Source organism: Pseudomonas congelans, assembly GCF_900103225.1.
GTDB lineage: Bacteria > Pseudomonadota > Gammaproteobacteria > Pseudomonadales > Pseudomonadaceae > Aquipseudomonas > Aquipseudomonas congelans.
Window position 1 is genome coordinate 224,637 of sequence record NZ_FNJH01000005.1, and the last position, 15,441, is coordinate 240,077.

The 15,441-nt window shown below is 59.8% G+C and carries 12 protein-coding genes; 1 reads left to right on the forward strand and 11 read right to left on the reverse strand.

What is annotated here, in order from left to right:
- Positions 1-7: 7 nt before the first annotated feature.
- Positions 8-1,225, reverse strand: a complete 1,218-nt coding sequence (gene argJ / locus BLR20_RS18310) for a bifunctional glutamate N-acetyltransferase/amino-acid acetyltransferase ArgJ (RefSeq protein WP_054992749.1) — start codon at positions 1,223-1,225, stop codon at positions 8-10.
- A 109-nt stretch (positions 1,226-1,334) separates the two neighbouring features.
- Positions 1,335-4,076, reverse strand: a complete 2,742-nt coding sequence (gene secA / locus BLR20_RS18315; protein ID WP_010427451.1) for a preprotein translocase subunit SecA — start codon at positions 4,074-4,076, stop codon at positions 1,335-1,337.
- Positions 4,077-4,381: 305 nt separating this feature from the next.
- On the opposite strand from secA, the gene BLR20_RS18320 reads away from it, so the two are divergent.
- Positions 4,382-4,837: a DUF721 domain-containing protein gene (locus BLR20_RS18320; RefSeq protein WP_054992750.1), complete on the forward strand. Its 456-nt coding sequence runs from the start codon at positions 4,382-4,384 to the stop codon at positions 4,835-4,837.
- 117 nt (positions 4,838-4,954) lie between these two features.
- On the opposite strand, the gene lpxC is transcribed toward BLR20_RS18320, so the two are convergent.
- The 9 genes from lpxC to murD all read right to left on the reverse strand — a co-directional run bounded on the left by lpxC (position 4,955) and on the right by murD (position 15,438).
- Positions 4,955-5,866 carry a UDP-3-O-acyl-N-acetylglucosamine deacetylase gene (lpxC, locus tag BLR20_RS18325; protein WP_002555040.1) on the reverse strand — a complete coding sequence of 304 codons (912 nt, stop codon included), beginning with the start codon at positions 5,864-5,866 and terminating at the stop codon, positions 4,955-4,957.
- Between the two features lie 112 nt (positions 5,867-5,978).
- Positions 5,979-7,166, reverse strand: coding sequence for a cell division protein FtsZ (gene ftsZ, locus BLR20_RS18330; protein ID WP_002555041.1), 1,188 nt, complete (start codon positions 7,164-7,166; stop codon positions 5,979-5,981).
- 101 nt (positions 7,167-7,267) lie between these two features.
- Positions 7,268-8,524, reverse strand: a complete 1,257-nt coding sequence (gene ftsA, locus BLR20_RS18335) for a cell division protein FtsA (protein ID WP_003364017.1) — start codon at positions 8,522-8,524, stop codon at positions 7,268-7,270.
- A 14-nt stretch (positions 8,525-8,538) separates the two neighbouring features.
- Positions 8,539-9,408: a cell division protein FtsQ/DivIB gene (locus tag BLR20_RS18340; RefSeq protein WP_003395370.1), complete on the reverse strand. Its 870-nt coding sequence runs from the start codon at positions 9,406-9,408 to the stop codon at positions 8,539-8,541.
- Between the two features lie 3 nt (positions 9,409-9,411).
- A complete protein-coding gene (locus BLR20_RS18345) occupies positions 9,412-10,371 on the reverse strand; it encodes a D-alanine--D-alanine ligase (protein ID WP_054992751.1) in 960 nt (319 codons plus the stop codon).
- Positions 10,368-11,828: a UDP-N-acetylmuramate--L-alanine ligase gene (gene murC, locus BLR20_RS18350; protein ID WP_003418785.1), complete on the reverse strand. Its 1,461-nt coding sequence runs from the start codon at positions 11,826-11,828 to the stop codon at positions 10,368-10,370. Before murC ends, BLR20_RS18345 begins: the two co-directional genes overlap by 4 nt.
- Positions 11,821-12,891 carry an undecaprenyldiphospho-muramoylpentapeptide beta-N-acetylglucosaminyltransferase gene (gene murG, locus BLR20_RS18355; RefSeq protein WP_003418787.1) on the reverse strand — a complete coding sequence of 357 codons (1,071 nt, stop codon included), beginning with the start codon at positions 12,889-12,891 and terminating at the stop codon, positions 11,821-11,823. The genes murC and murG overlap by 8 nt, the downstream gene beginning before the upstream one ends.
- A complete protein-coding gene (gene ftsW / locus BLR20_RS18360) occupies positions 12,881-14,095 on the reverse strand; it encodes a putative lipid II flippase FtsW (RefSeq protein ID WP_003418789.1) in 1,215 nt (404 codons plus the stop codon). The genes murG and ftsW overlap by 11 nt, the downstream gene beginning before the upstream one ends.
- A complete protein-coding gene (gene murD, locus BLR20_RS18365; protein WP_032615187.1) occupies positions 14,092-15,438 on the reverse strand; it encodes a UDP-N-acetylmuramoyl-L-alanine--D-glutamate ligase in 1,347 nt (448 codons plus the stop codon). The genes ftsW and murD overlap by 4 nt, the downstream gene beginning before the upstream one ends.
- Positions 15,439-15,441: the final 3 nt, after the last annotated feature.

Here is a 15,441-nt window from a genome sequence, read left to right on the forward strand (position 1 = left end):
CATTGAATCAGGTGCGATATTCCGCGTTGATCTTCACGTACTCATGAGAAAGATCGGTGGTCCAGATCGTTTCGCTGCAATCGCCACGACCCAGCTCGATACGGATGGTGATTTCCTCTTCGGCCATCACCGCCGAGCCCTGCTCTTCGGTGTAGGTCGTGGCGCGGCAGCCCTGGCTGGCGATGCATACGCCCCCCAGGAATACGTCGATCTTGCTCACGTCCAGATCCGGCACACCGGCACGGCCGACAGCTGCCAGGATACGGCCCCAGTTCGGGTCGGAGGCGAACAGCGCGGTCTTGATCAGCGGCGAGTGGGCCACGGCATAACCGACGTCCAGGCATTCTTGGTGATTGCCGCCACCGTTGACTTCCACGGTCACGAACTTGGTCGCACCTTCCCCGTCACGCACGATGGCCTGAGCGACTTCCATGCACACATCGAACACGGCTTTCTTCAGCGCCTCGAACAACGGGCCTTTGGCTTCGGTGATTTGCGGCAGATCGGCCTGACCGGTGGCGATCAGCATGCAGCAATCGTTGGTCGAGGTGTCGCCGTCGATGGTGATGCGGTTGAACGACTTGTTGGCGCCGTCACGAATCAGGTCCTGAAGCACGCTCTGCGACACCTTGGCGTCGGTGGCGATGTAACCGAGCATGGTCGCCATGTTCGGGCGAATCATGCCTGCGCCCTTGCTGATGCCGGTCACAGTGACGGTCACGCCGTCATGACTGAACTGACGGCTGGCGCCTTTGGGCAGGGTGTCGGTGGTCATGATCCCGGTCGCCGCAGCGGCCCAGTTATCCACAGACAGATCATCGATCGCGGCTTGCAGGGCGCCTTCGATCTTTTCCACAGGCAACGGCTCGCCGATCACGCCCGTCGAGTATGGCAACACCGCAGAAGCATCGACGCCGGTCAGTTGCGCCAGCTTCTCGCAGGTACGCCGCGCCGCCACAAGACCAGGTTCGCCTGTGCCCGCGTTGGCGTTGCCGGTATTGGTCAGCAAATAACGCACAGTGCCCTGGACACGCTGTCTGGCCAGAATGACCGGCGCTGCGCAGAACGCATTCAAGGTGAATACGCCGGCAACGCTGGAGCCTTCGGCACAGCGCATGACCACGACATCCTTGCGCCCCGAGCGTTTGATGCCGGCAGAAGAAATGCCAAGTTCAAAACCGGGAACCGGGTGCAACGCAGGCAAAGGACCAAGACCAACAGCCATCGGGGTGCTCCTCATGGAGTGTGGCGCCGTCCGCATCGGTACGGCGATCAATGAAAAAACGCCGCGACGGGCAAGCCGGTCGCGGCGCAGGTATTACACGGTCAAAGGCCTAGTTGATCTGGCCGTGACAGTGCTTGAATTTCTTGCCCGAACCACACCAGCACAGCTCGTTGCGGCCCAGCTTCTGGTCGTTGCGAACCGGCTCGGATGCAACGGCAACAGGCGCTTCGCCACCCTCTTCGTCGAGCAGCGGTTGCTCGATGCCCGGTGCAGGCGCGTGTTCGAACTGCATGCGACTGGCCAGCTCTTCGGCTTCCTGACGCAGGCGGGCTTCTTCTTCCTCTGGATCTTCGCGGCGAACCTGAACATGCGAGAGCACACGAATGGTGTCGCGCTTGATCGAGTCGAGCAGTTCCTGGAACAGTGTGAAGGACTCGCGCTTGTATTCCTGCTTCGGGTTCTTCTGAGCGTAACCACGCAGGTGGATACCATGACGCAGGTGGTCCATGGTCGACAGGTGATCTTTCCACAGGTCGTCCAGCACGCGCAGGAGTATCTGTTTCTCGAAGGAGCGCAGGGCTTCGGCGCTGGCCTGGTCTTCCTTCTCGTTGTACGCCAGCAGCAACTGCGCCATGATTTTTTCGCGCAGGCTGTCTTCGTGCAGATTGTCGTCTTCGTCGAGCCACTGCTGGATCGGCAGTTGAACCGCGAAGTCGGTATTAAGCGCCGATTCCAGGCCGGCAACGTTCCACTGCTCCGGCAAGGACTGTGGCGGAATGTGCTGGCTGATCAGGTTGTTGAGCACTTCCTCGCGGAAGTCGGCAATGGTCTCGCCAATGTTCTCGGCGGCCAGCAACGTGTTACGCATGTGATAAATCACTTTACGCTGCTCGTTGGCCACGTCATCGAATTCAAGCAATTGCTTGCGGATGTCGAAGTTGCGACCTTCCACCTTGCGCTGCGCTTTTTCGATGGCGTTGGTCACCATGCGGTGCTCGATGGCCTCACCGGACTGCATGCCCAGCGCCTTCATGAAGTTCTTCACCCGGTCAGAGGCAAAGATGCGCATCAGGCTGTCTTCGAGCGACAGGTAGAAACGGCTGGAGCCGGTGTCGCCCTGACGGCCGGCACGACCGCGCAGCTGGTTGTCGATACGGCGCGATTCGTGACGTTCGGAGGCAATGACGTGCAGGCCGCCCGCTTCGATCACCTGCTGATGACGCTTCTGCCAGTCAGCCTTGATCTGTGCGATCTGCTCGGGAGTCGGGTCTTCCAGATTGGCGACCTCGACTTCCCAGTTGCCGCCCAGCAGGATGTCGGTACCACGACCGGCCATGTTGGTGGCGATGGTCAGAGCACCCGGACGACCGGCCTGCGCGATGATTTCCGCTTCCTTTTCGTGAAACTTGGCGTTCAGAACCTTGTGCTCGATGCCTTCCTTGTTGAGCAGACTGGACATGTGCTCGGACGTTTCGATGGTCGCCGTACCCACCAGCACCGGACGGTTTTCCGCGATGCAGGCCTTGATGTCGGTAACGATGGCGGCGTACTTCTCTTCCGCCGTCAGGTAGACCAGGTCGTTGAAGTCCTTGCGCGCCAAAGGCTTGTTCGGCGGGATGACCATGACAGCCAGGTTGTAGATCTGGTGGAATTCGAATGCTTCGGTGTCGGCCGTACCGGTCATGCCGGACAGTTTGTTGTACAGACGGAAGTAGTTCTGGAAAGTGGTCGATGCCAGGGTCTGGCTTTCCGCCTGGATGTTCAGACCTTCCTTCGCTTCGATGGCCTGGTGCAGGCCTTCGGACAGACGACGGCCCGGCATGGTCCGGCCGGTGTGTTCGTCGACCAGCAGAACCTGACCGTCCGAAACGATGTATTCGACGTTGCGATTGAACAGCTTGTGCGCACGCAGACCGGCATAGACATGAGTCAGCAGGCCCAGGTTATGCGCCGAATAGAGACTCTCACCTTCAGCCAGCAGGCCGACTTCGGTGAGCATTTCCTCGATGAACTGGTGACCGGCTTCGTTCAGTTCGACCTGACGGGTTTTCTCGTCGACGGTGAAATGACCCGGCTTGGTGACTTCGCCTTCCACTTCCTCGATATGCTGCTCGAGCTTGGGGATCAGGCGGTTGATTTCGGTGTACAGCTTGGAGCTGTCTTCAGCCTGACCCGAGATGATCAGCGGCGTACGCGCTTCGTCGATCAGAATCGAGTCGACTTCGTCGATTACGGCAAAATTGAGTTCACGCTGGAACTTGTCGTCCATGCTGAACGCCATGTTGTCACGCAGGTAATCGAAGCCGTATTCGTTGTTGGTGCCGTAAGTGATATCGGCAGCGTAGGCGGCGCGTTTCTCTTCCGGCGGCTGGAATGGCGTGACGATGCCTACGGTCAGACCGAGGAATTCGTACAGCGGACGCATCCAGTTGGCATCGCGGCGAGCGAGGTAGTCGTTCACGGTAACGACGTGAACGCCCTTGCCGGACAATGCGTTGAGGTATACGGCCAGCGTACCTACCAGGGTTTTACCTTCACCGGTACGCATTTCCGCGATCTGACCTTCATGCAGGGTCATGCCGCCGATCAACTGAACGTCGAAGTGGCGCATGCCCATGACGCGCTTGCCCGCTTCACGAGCGACAGCAAAGGCTTCCGGGAGCAATTGATCGAGGGTCTCGCCTTTGGCTATGCGGGCCTTGAACTCTTCGGTCTTGGCGCGCAGTTGCTCGTCCGAAAGGGCCACCATTTGCTCTTCGAAGGCATTGACGATCTGTACCGTCTTGAGCATGCGTTTTACTTCACGCTCGTTCTTGCTTCCAAAAAGTTTTTTCAACAAAGGCGCAAACATATCGACAGGATCTTCCACACATAGGAATGGAGGGCGGCCCCGTGAGTCGCCCGTGCAGCCCAGATGGCCGCATGCGAACGAGCATTCTACCCGGAAACGATGGTGAGGAAAGTGGCGTTATTCCACGATGCTGGCACAGCGCTGTGACGGGGCAGGTTTACAATGGGGCCATTTTCAAGCACTTCAACCCGTTATCCGGGGAAGTTACTCATTGATTTGCATATGAAAGCACGGAAATGCCCTGAAAAGCAGCCGTCAGAACGCTTTCTGTTAAGATGTTCATCTTGTTACCCAGGCACCCCTCCATGGCCTTTCGTCCTCTGAACGCCCGCCCGCCCGCGGTTTTGCTGCGTGAAGCCAAGCCCCTGAAGGCTATATTTCGCCATGCCGAGCGACTCAGCCACTGGCAGCGCCTGCTCGAAAGCCAGCTGCAACCTGCGGCCCGCGAACATTGTCACGTGGCATCCTGGCGCGAAGGCACCTTGCTGCTGATCGTGACGGACGGTCACTGGGCCACACGCCTGCGCTATCAGCAGAAACGCCTGCACCGACAACTGATGGCCTTCGACGAATTCATCAACCTGACCCGCATTGTGTTCAAGGTGCAGCCGCCCCAAGCGCCACGCGGAGCCGCCACTCACACGATCGACCTGTCGGCGGTAGCTGCCGAAAACATTCAGGCCACCGCTGAAGGCATTACCGATCCGCGCTTGCGTGCCGCGCTGGAAAGGCTGGCCAGCCATGCAAAAGACAGAAAATAGTCCTCCCTGATCGCTGCAAGACCTCCGCGAGCACTGACTTTCCAGAAAAAAAATCATAAAAAAAGGCCACCCGAGGGCAGCCTTTAAAAAAACAAAAGGAAAGAGAGTAAAGCTTGCTTACACGGCCGCGACAGGACGCATGTAAGAAATAGGTGCCGTACTGGCATCCTCGAAAGTCACCACTTCCCAAGCGTCTTTCTGCTCGATCAACGTGCGCAGGAGACGGTTGTTCAGTGCATGCCCCGATTTGAAACCCCGGAACTCACCAATCAGGCTATTGCCCAGCAGGTAGAGGTCACCGATGGCGTCGAGGATTTTGTGTTTGACGAATTCGTCCTCGTAACGCAGGCCGTCTTCGTTCAGTACACCGTCCTTGTCGACCACGATGGCGTTTTCCACGCTGCCGCCGAGTGCGAGGTTGTGCTTGCGCAGGTACTCGATATCACTCATGAACCCGAAGGTACGGGCACGGCTGACTTCCTTCACGAAGGAAGTACTGGAAAAGTCCACGCTTGCACTCTGGGTGCGATCACGGAAGACGGGGTGATCGAAATCGATCTCGAAACTGACCTTGAAGCCTTCGAAAGGCACGAAAGTAGCGCGTTTACCGCCCTCCTCCACTGTGACTTCACGCAGGATACGGATGAATTTCTTCGGCGCGTCCTGTTCTTCCAGGCCTGCCGATTGAATCAGGAATACGAAAGGGCCTGCGCTGCCGTCCATGATAGGAACTTCGGAGGCAGAGAGCTCGACGTAGGCGTTATCGATGCCAAGGCCAGCCATGGCCGAGAGCAAGTGTTCTACCGTGTCGACTTTGACATCACCATTGACCAGAGTGGTCGACAGAGTGGTGTCACCGACGTTTTCCGCACGCGCAGGGATCTGCACGACCGGATCAAGGTCAGCTCGGCAAAACACAATGCCGGTATTCACAGGTGCGGGCTTGAGGGTCAGGTAAACCTTCTCCCCGGAGTGCAGGCCTACACCTGTGGCACGGATAATATTTTTCAGGGTGCGTTGTTTAATCATGGCATGGGCCGCTTCAGCGCAAGTTGCGAACTGGTATCAACAAAGGCTGGCGATGATAGCAGACCATGCCTTTGCTGAACACCAATCACCCTAATACCCCTGATACATTTCATCAATCGGCCTGACGACGCAGGAAAGCCGGGATGTCCAGGTAGTCGAGATCATCGTTGGGATTCATCTTCGCCGCTGCTGTAGCGCCTGCGTGTGCCTGATTGCGCATCACGGTAGGACGATCCAGGTCACGGTAGTTGACCGACGGTGCTTCCTGACGGGACGCCTGCTGCGCAGGAGCCTGCTGGGTGGTCTGCAGCGTGTTGTCGATGACCTTGACAGGTTTCTCGATTTTCGCACCCAGGCCGGTGGCAACCACAGTCACGTGCAACTCGTCACGCATGTCCGGATCGATAACGGTACCGACCTTGACCATCGCGTGCTCGGAAGCGAACGCTTCGATGATGCTACCCACGTCCGAGTACTCACCCAGAGACAGGTCAGGACCGGCAGTGATGTTGACCAGGATGCCGCGAGCGCCCTGCAGGTTGACATCTTCGAGCAACGGGTTGCGGATGGCCGCTTCGGTCGCTTCACGTGCACGGTTAGGACCGCTGGCGCAGCCAGTGCCCATCATCGCCATGCCCATTTCGCTCATCACGGTACGCACGTCGGCGAAGTCGACGTTGATCATGCCCGGACGCTTGATGATGTCGGAGATACCGCGAACGGCACCGGCCAGTACATCGTCAGCCTTGGCGAAAGCCGACAGCAGGCTGGCGTCTTTACCGAGGATGGTCAGCAGCTTCTCGTTGGGGATGGTGATCAACGAGTCGACGCTTTCGGACAGCATGCGGATGCCTTCATCGGCGATCTGCATACGCTTGCGACCTTCGAACGGGAACGGACGGGTCACGACTGCGACCGTCAGAATGCCCATTTCCTTGGCCACTTCAGCAATGATCGGTGCTGCACCGGTACCGGTACCGCCGCCCATGCCAGTGGTGATGAAAACCATGTTGGTGCCCTGCAGAACTTCTGCAATGCGCTCACGATCTTCCAGTGCGGCCTGACGACCGACTTCAGGGTTGGCGCCAGCGCCAAGACCTTTGGTCACGCCGGTACCCAGTTGCAGAATGGTCCGCGCGCCGATGTTTTTCAGCGCTTGAGCATCAGTGTTGGCACAGATGAATTCCACGCCTTCGATGTTGCTCTTGACCATGTGATTGACAGCGTTGCCGCCACCACCGCCTACGCCGATAACTTTGATAACCGGGCTTTGCGGGACGTTGTCTACGAGTTCGAACATTTTCTCTCTCCTTCCGCTTTCTAGTTAGTTTTGCCTACTGCCTGCCGATATTGCTGGTGAAGCCCTGAATCTGAAGCTGTGAAACCGTTGAACGTTGAAACTTAGAAATTTCCCTGCACCCAACGCTTGATACGCTCAAGCACCGGTGCCTTGGTTTCGTCGCTGTAACTGCTGTTGCCGACAATTCCGGACAGCGAAATGCCATCCGACTGTTTTTGCAGCCCGTACATCAACAGGCCTACGCCGGTCGAGTAGATCGGGTTGCGCACGACATCAGCGAGCCCTTTGACGCTGTGCGGTACGCCCAGGCGCACCGGCATGTGGAAGATTTCCTCGGCCAGTTCGACCGCACCTTCCATTTTCGCTGTGCCCCCGGTCAGCACGATGCCGGCCGGGATCAGGTCTTCGTAGCCGCTGCGGCGCAGTTCTGCCTGGATCAGGGTGAACAGCTCGTCGTAACGAGGCTCTACCACTTCGGCCAGGGCCTGACGCGACAGCTCGCGAGGTGGACGGTCGCCCACGCTCGGCACTTTGATGGTTTCGCCTGCACCGGCCAGCTTGGCCAGCGCACAGGCATAACGAATCTTGATTTCTTCGGCGTACTGGGTCGGGGTGCGCAACGCCATGGCGATGTCGTTGGTCACCTGGTCACCCGCAATCGGGATGACCGCCGTGTGGCGAATGGCGCCTTCGGTGAAGATCGCGATGTCGGTGGTACCGCCACCGATGTCCACCAGGCACACGCCCAGTTCTTTCTCGTCATCGGTCAGCACGGAATATGCCGAGGCCAGTTGCTCGAGAATGATGTCGTCGACTTCCAGACCGCAGCGACGTACGCACTTTTCGATGTTCTGCGCCGCGTTCACCGCACAGGTCACCACGTGGACCTTGGCTTCCAGACGTACCCCGGACATGCCCAAGGGCTCACGCACCCCTTCCTGATTATCGATCACGTAATCCTGAGGCAGGGTGTGCAACACACGCTGGTCGGCAGGAATGGCCACTGCCTGAGCAGCATCGAGCACACGCTCCAGGTCCGCGGAGCTGACTTCGCGATCACGAATCGCCACGATACCGTGCGAGTTCAGGCTGCGAATGTGGCTGCCTGCAACGCCAACGAATGCCGAGTGAATACGGCAGCCAGCCATCAGCTGCGCTTCTTCGATTGCGCGCTGGATCGACTGCACGGTCGATTCGATATTCACCACCACGCCCTTCTTCAGGCCGCGGGAGGGATGGGTACCGATACCCACGATTTCCAGCGAGCCATCGGCCGCGACTTCGCCTACCAGTGCCACCACCTTGGAGGTACCGATATCCAGCCCGACGATCATTTTGCCGCTTTGCACATTTGCCATGGTCCTGCCTCTTATCAATTCTTCGCGACGGCGGGTTTTTCCGTCGCCGGCGCTGCCTGTTCGCGCCAACCGACCGCAAGGCCGTTGGAGTAACGCAAGTCGACGCGCGCGATATTCGTTATTTGGTCTTTCAGCGTTTTGTCGTAAATCGCGATGAAGCGGCGCATTTTTTCGACAAGGTGGTCGCGTCCAAGCAACAACTCGATACCCGGGCCAGCACTACCGGCACCTGTCGTCAGGAACCAGCTGCCACGCTCGCGCAGCTCCAGGCGCACGATGGAGAAGCCCAGCGGGCGCAACATCTGACTCAACACCTGATACTGCTGCATCACCTGCTGCTGGGCCCGCTGCGGGCCGAACAACTGGGGAAGATGTTCGTAATTGGACAGTTCACGCGGTGTGAAAGCCTGCCCCTGGTTATTCAACAGCGCTTCATCGCCCCAACGGGCAACCGGCAACTGCTCTTCAAGACGAATCACCACCTGATCCGGCCATACACGACGGACCTCGGCGTGCGCGATCCATGGCATCTGCTCAAGCTCGGTGCGCATGGCAGCCAGATCGATCTTGAAAAAGCTCGACGCCACATAAGGCGCAATCCGCTGCTGCACAGCCTGCTGGCTGATGTAACTCAAATCGCCCTGCACGTTGATGCGGGTAATCGGGCGGTCGGCGTACGGCAGCAGACGCTGTGCTGCCTCATAAGTACCGAAGCCCAGAACCACCAACAGCACAGGCCAGAGCAGACGCTTCAGAAAACTGAAATTGGCCTTGGGCAGGCGCGCCGACAAGGGCTCCTTGGCCACCATACGGCTGGCGCCGCGCGGCACCGGCTTGTTGCGGCCGGGTGCAGGTGGCTGAGGACGTGTCGACGGGCCGTACATGCCTTAAACCCTCGCCTGAACGCTGTCGGCCAGAATCGCCAACACCAGTTGTTGAAAATCCAGACCTGCCGCACGGGCCGCCATAGGCACCAGACTGTGATCGGTCATGCCCGGTACCGTATTGACTTCCAGTAACCAGAACTTGCCTTGTGCGTCCTGCATGACATCCGTGCGCGCCCACCCTGCAATGCCGATGGCTTCGCAAGCACGTGCTGCAAGTTGTTTGAGTTCCTGTTCCTGCGCATCGCCAAGTCCGCACGGAATCCGGTACTGAGTATCGGACGCCAGGTACTTGGCATCGTAATCATAAAAACTGTGAGGAGTGCCCAGGCCGATGGGAGGCAACACCTGGCCACGCAGAGACGCCACAGTGAACTCAGGTCCCTGAATCCATTGTTCGACTAATACTTGCGAATCGTAGGTACTTGCGGCTTTCCATGCGGCGATCAATTCATCGACGCTGTTCACCTTTGCCATACCGATACTTGAACCTTCATGGGCCGGTTTGACGATCAAAGGCAGGCCCAGTTCCGTCGCGGCGCAAATACAATCACTCTCGTTTTCAATAACGGCATGCAGCGGTGTGGCAAGGCCGAGACTCTGCCAGACCTGCTTGGTACGCAGCTTGTCCATCGCCAGTGCAGAAGCCAGTACGCCACTGCCGGTATAAGGGATTTCCAGGCATTCCAGCAGGCCTTGCATGGTGCCGTCTTCACCGCCGCGTCCGTGCAGAACAATAAAGGCACGGTCGATTTTTTCGCTGACCAGTCGCTGCAGGAAGTCGTCGCCCACATCGATGCCGAACGCATCCACGCCAGCATCGAGCAACGCCTTGAGCACGGCATTACCCGAGTTCAGGGAGACTTCCCGCTCGGCACTCTTGCCACCGAAGAGCACGGCGACACGGCCGAAGCTTTTCGGCTCGAGTGTCGAGCGCAGGGAAGACTGGGCAACGGCTGTCATTTCAGCTTCCCTTCGGTGGAGGCCACTTTGGCACCGGCGAACAGCGGGCTCTTGAGCAGTTGCGGTGCCAGACCGGCAATGTCGCCAGCGCCCTGACACAGCAGAATGTCGCCCGCGCGCAGCAACGGTTTGACCAGCGGCGCCAGCTCGACACCGCGCTCGATGTAGATCGGGTCCAGTTGACCGCGCTGACGAATGCTGTGGCACAGGTTACGACTGTCCGCACCGGGAACCGGCTCTTCACCGGCCGGGTAGACTTCCATCAGCAACAGTACGTTGGCGTCCGCCAGAACCTGCACGAAGTCATCGTACAGATCGCGTGTGCGGCTGAACCGGTGCGGCTGGTAAACCATGACAAGACGACGATCAGGCCAGCCACCACGCACCGCACTGATCACTGCTGCCACTTCGCGCGGGTGGTGACCGTAGTCATCGACCAGCATCACGTTGCCGCCATCGACCGGCAGCTCGCCGTAGACCTGAAAGCGCCGACCAACGCCCTGGAACCCGGACAGGCCCTGAACGATGGCCTCGTCGCTGACGCCCTCGTCAGTGGCAATGGCAATGGTCGCCAGCGAATTGAGTACGTTGTGATTGCCGGGCATGTTCACCGACACATCCAGCGGCTCGCGGTCGCGGCGCAGTACGGTGAAGAAGGTCAGCATGCCGTCCTGACGCACATTGATTGCACGTATATCGGCAGACTCGCTGAAGCCATAGGTCAGCGTCGGGCGCTTGACCAGCGGCAGAATTTCGCGCACCACCGGATCGTCGATGCACATCACCGCCAGCCCGTAGAACGGCAGGTTGTGCAGGAACTCGACGAAGGTCTTCTTCAGTTTGTTGAAGTCACCTTCGTAGGTCGCCATGTGATCGGCGTCGATGTTGGTGACCACAGCGACCAGCGGTTGCAGGTGCAGGAAGCTGGCGTCGCTTTCATCGGCTTCGGCGATCAGGTAGCGGCTGGTGCCCAACTGCGCATTGGTGCCCGCCGCATTCAGACGGCCGCCAATCACGAAGGTCGGGTCCAGGCCGCCGGCAGCGAATACCGAAGCGATCAAGCTGGTGGTGGTGGTCTTGCCGTGCGTACCGGCAACGGCGATGCCGTGGCGATAACGCATCAGCTCGGCGAGCATCTCGGCACGCGGTACGACCGGGATGCGGCGCTCCAGCGCAGTGGCCACTTCCGGGTTGGACGTGTTGACAGCGCTGGACACTACCAGCACGTCGGCACCGATGGTGTTCTCGGCACGATGGCCGATGAAAATCTGTGCGCCGAACGATTCCAGGCGCTCGGTCACAGCCGAACCTTTCAGGTCGGAGCCCGACACTTCGTAGCCCAGGTTCAACAGTACCTCGGCAATGCCGCACATGCCGACACCGCCGATACCGACGAAGTGGATACGACGGATACGGCGCATTTCAGGTTGTGGCATGGCGCGTTGATTCTCAACCATGGGCCACCTCCACACAGACGTTGACGACGGTGCTGGTTGCATCAGGCCTGGCCAGGCTGCGTGCAGTGCGGGCCATGCTGTTCAATTGTTCGGGTTGCATCAAAACCTCTTTCAGGCGTGCTGCCATCTCGGCGGCGCCAGTTGTCGCTTGCGGCATGACGAAGGCTGCGCCTTCGCGAGCCAGATAGTCAGCGTTACGTGACTGATGGTCATCAATCGCGTGGGGCAGCGGTATCAGCAACGACGGCAGGCCGGCGGCGGCCAGTTCGCTGATGGTCAATGCGCCTGCGCGGCAGACCACCAGATCGGCCCAGCCATAGGCTTGGGCCATGTTCTGGATGAACGGCGCAACCTGCGCCTCGACGCCCACGTTGCGATAGCGCTCGGCGGTGACTGCGTCATGATTCTTGCCCGACTGATGAAACACTTCGGGCTGGATGTCCTGAGGCAGCTGGGACAGCGCCTCGGGCAACAATTTGTTCAACGGCTCCGCGCCCAGGCTGCCGCCCAGTACCAGCAGGCGAGCCTTGCGTCCGGCCAGTGCCTGACGCGGTGTTTCCAGAAACAGCTCGACCCGCACCGGGTTACCGGTGGTGCGACGCTTGGACGAATCCGCAAAGGTGTTCGGGAACGCTTCGCACACCCGGCTGGCGAACGACGCCAGACTGCGGTTGGCAGTACCGGCAACGGCGTTCTGCTCGTGAATGATCAACGGTACGCCTGCCAGCTTCGCCGCCAGACCGCCGGGGCCGGTGACGTAGCCACCAAAGCCGACCACACAGACCGGCTTGACCTGACGCACGACCTTGCGTGCCTGCATCAGGGCCTTGAGCAACATGAAAGGCGCCTTGAGCAGCGACAAGCGGCCCTTGCCACGCAAACCGGTAACGTTGATCAGATGCAGCGTCAGACCGGCCTGCGGCACCAGTTCGTTTTCGATACCGCGCGGCGTGCCCAGCCAATGGACCTTGTAACCGCGTGCCTGGAACTCGCGCGCGCAGGCCAGCGCCGGGAATACATGCCCGCCGGTTCCGCCTGCCATGATCAGCACGTTAGCGTCCATGGGGCGTGTCCTCGGCGAAGTCGCTTTCCTTGAACTCGGCCTCTTCGCTGCCCATGTTGTTGCGCGATTCCCACTCGATGCGCAGCAGCAGCCCGAGGCTCGCGCAGCAGATCACCAGCGAGCTGCCGCCGTAGCTGAGGAACGGCAGGGTCAGACCCTTGGTCGGCAGCAGACCGACGTTCACACCGATGTTGATCAGGAACTGACCGATCCACAGGAACGACAGACCGTAGGCCACGTAGGCACCGAAGAACTGCTTGGCGCGCTCGGCCCACATGCCGATGTACATGCCGCGAATACTGACGAACAGAAACAGCGCGACGGTGATCAGCGAACCCACAACGCCCAGCTCTTCTGCAAGTACCGAGAACACGAAGTCGGTGTGCGCTTCCGGCAGATAAAACTGCTTCTGCACGCTGTTGCCCAGCCCGACGCCGAACCACTCGCCGCGACCGAAGGCGATCAGCGCCTGGGTCAATTGGTAGCCGGAGCCGAACTGGTCGGCCCACGGGTCAGTAAAGTTGGTCAGACGCGCCATCCGGTAAGGTTGGGCCTGAACCAGCACCACAACAGAGGCAACCGCCAGTACCACCATCAGCGAGAAGCGGAACAGGCCGACACCACCGAGGAACAACATGGCCGCCGCAGCGCCCATCATTACCACGGTCGCACCGAAGTCAGGCTCCATGAGCAGCAGACCGGCCATCGGCAGCAGCACGATGAACGGCTTGAAGAAGCCCATCCAGCTTTCACGAACTTCCTGCTGCTGACGGATCAGGTAGCCGGCAAGGAAGATCACCACAAACACCTTGGCGATTTCCGACGGCTGCACGTTGAACGCGCCGAAGCCGATCCAGCGCATCGAACCGTTCACCTCGCGTCCGATTCCCGGCACCAGTACCAAGAGCAACAGGCCGAACGCACCGAGCAGCATCATCCAGCCCAGACGCTGCCAGGTGGCGACCGGGATCATCATGGTCACGCCGCAGGCACCCAGGCCGATCAGCAGATAAACCAGGTGACGGGTCATCATGTACAGCGTGTTGCCCGACTGCACCGCAGCAACTTCCGACGACGCCGAGGTAATCATCACCAGGCCAAGGCCGAGCAGCGCCAGGCAACCGACCAGCATCGGGAAGTCCAGGTCGATACCGCGGCCGCTGATGAGTGGCGATGGGTAAGGCTTGATCACACCGAAGATCATGACAAGCACTCCACTGCCTGCGCGAACACACGTCCGCGCTCTTCATAATTCTTGAACATGTCCAGGCTGGCGCATGCAGGAGAAAGCAATACGGCATCGCCACGCTGAGCCAGTTTTGCGCTGTGCTCGACAGCAGCCTGGACGGTGTCGACACGCACCAGCGGAACGGCATCGCCCAGTGCCTGGGCAATCAGTTCTGCATCACGCCCGAGCACGACCGCAGCGCGGCAATGCTTGGCGACTGGCGCACGCAAACCGCTGAAGTCAGCGCCTTTGCCATCGCCGCCGGCGATCAACACCAGCTTGCCGTCGATATCCGAGCCCAGCCCTTCGATGGCAGCCAGTGCGGCACCGACGTTGGTGGCTTTGGAATCGTTGTAGTAATGAACGCCGTCGTGCTCGCGCAGCCACTGGCAGCGATGCTCCAGGCCGGTGAACTCGCGCAGGCTGGCGAGCATGGCGTCGAACGGCAGGCCGACCGCATGCCCGAGCGCCAAGGCTGCAAGCGCGTTGGCCTGATTGTGCGCACCACGCACTTTCAGCTCACGCACCGGCATGAGGTTTTCAAACTGGAACGCCAGGTACTTTTCGCCGTTCTCTTCACGCAGGCCGAAACCATGGAAATCCGGCTTGTTGAGGCCGAATGTCCAACACGGCAGGCCTTCGCCAATCAGCGGACGGGACAGCGCATCCTGACGATTGACCACCACTTGCCGCGCGCCACGGAAAATCCGGTGCTTGGCCAGGTGGTAGGCAGGCAGGCCGCTATAACGGTCCATGTGGTCTTCGCTGATATTCAGCACGGTCGCCACTTCAGCGTTGAGCTGGTCGGTGGTTTCCAGCTGAAAGCTGGAGAGCTCCATCACGTACAGCTCGATATCGTCGCTGAGCAGGTCCAGTGCCGGGGTGCCGAGATTGCCGCCCACCGCCACACGCTTTCCAGCGGCAGCGGCCATCTCACCGACCAGTGTGGTCACGGTGCTTTTCGCATTCGAGCCGGTAATGGCAATCACCGGCGCCTTCGCGTAACGCGCGAACAGTTCGATGTCGCCCGACAGTTTGACGCCGCGTGCGTGCGCCTGCTGCAGGGCCGGGGTCGCCAGGGCCAGACCGGGGCTGACATACAGCTCATCGGCACGGCAGAGGAAATCCACGTCCAGCTCGCCACAACGCACTTCCACCTGCGGATAGTCGCGACGCAAGGTCGCCAGCTCAGGAGGATTCTCCCGCGTGTCGGCCACGGCAAAGGACACGCCCTGGTTCGCCAGGAAGCGAACCAGGGACATGCCGCTTTTGCCTAGACCCACGACAATGCGGAAGCGGTCGGAAACGATCAGGGACACTCG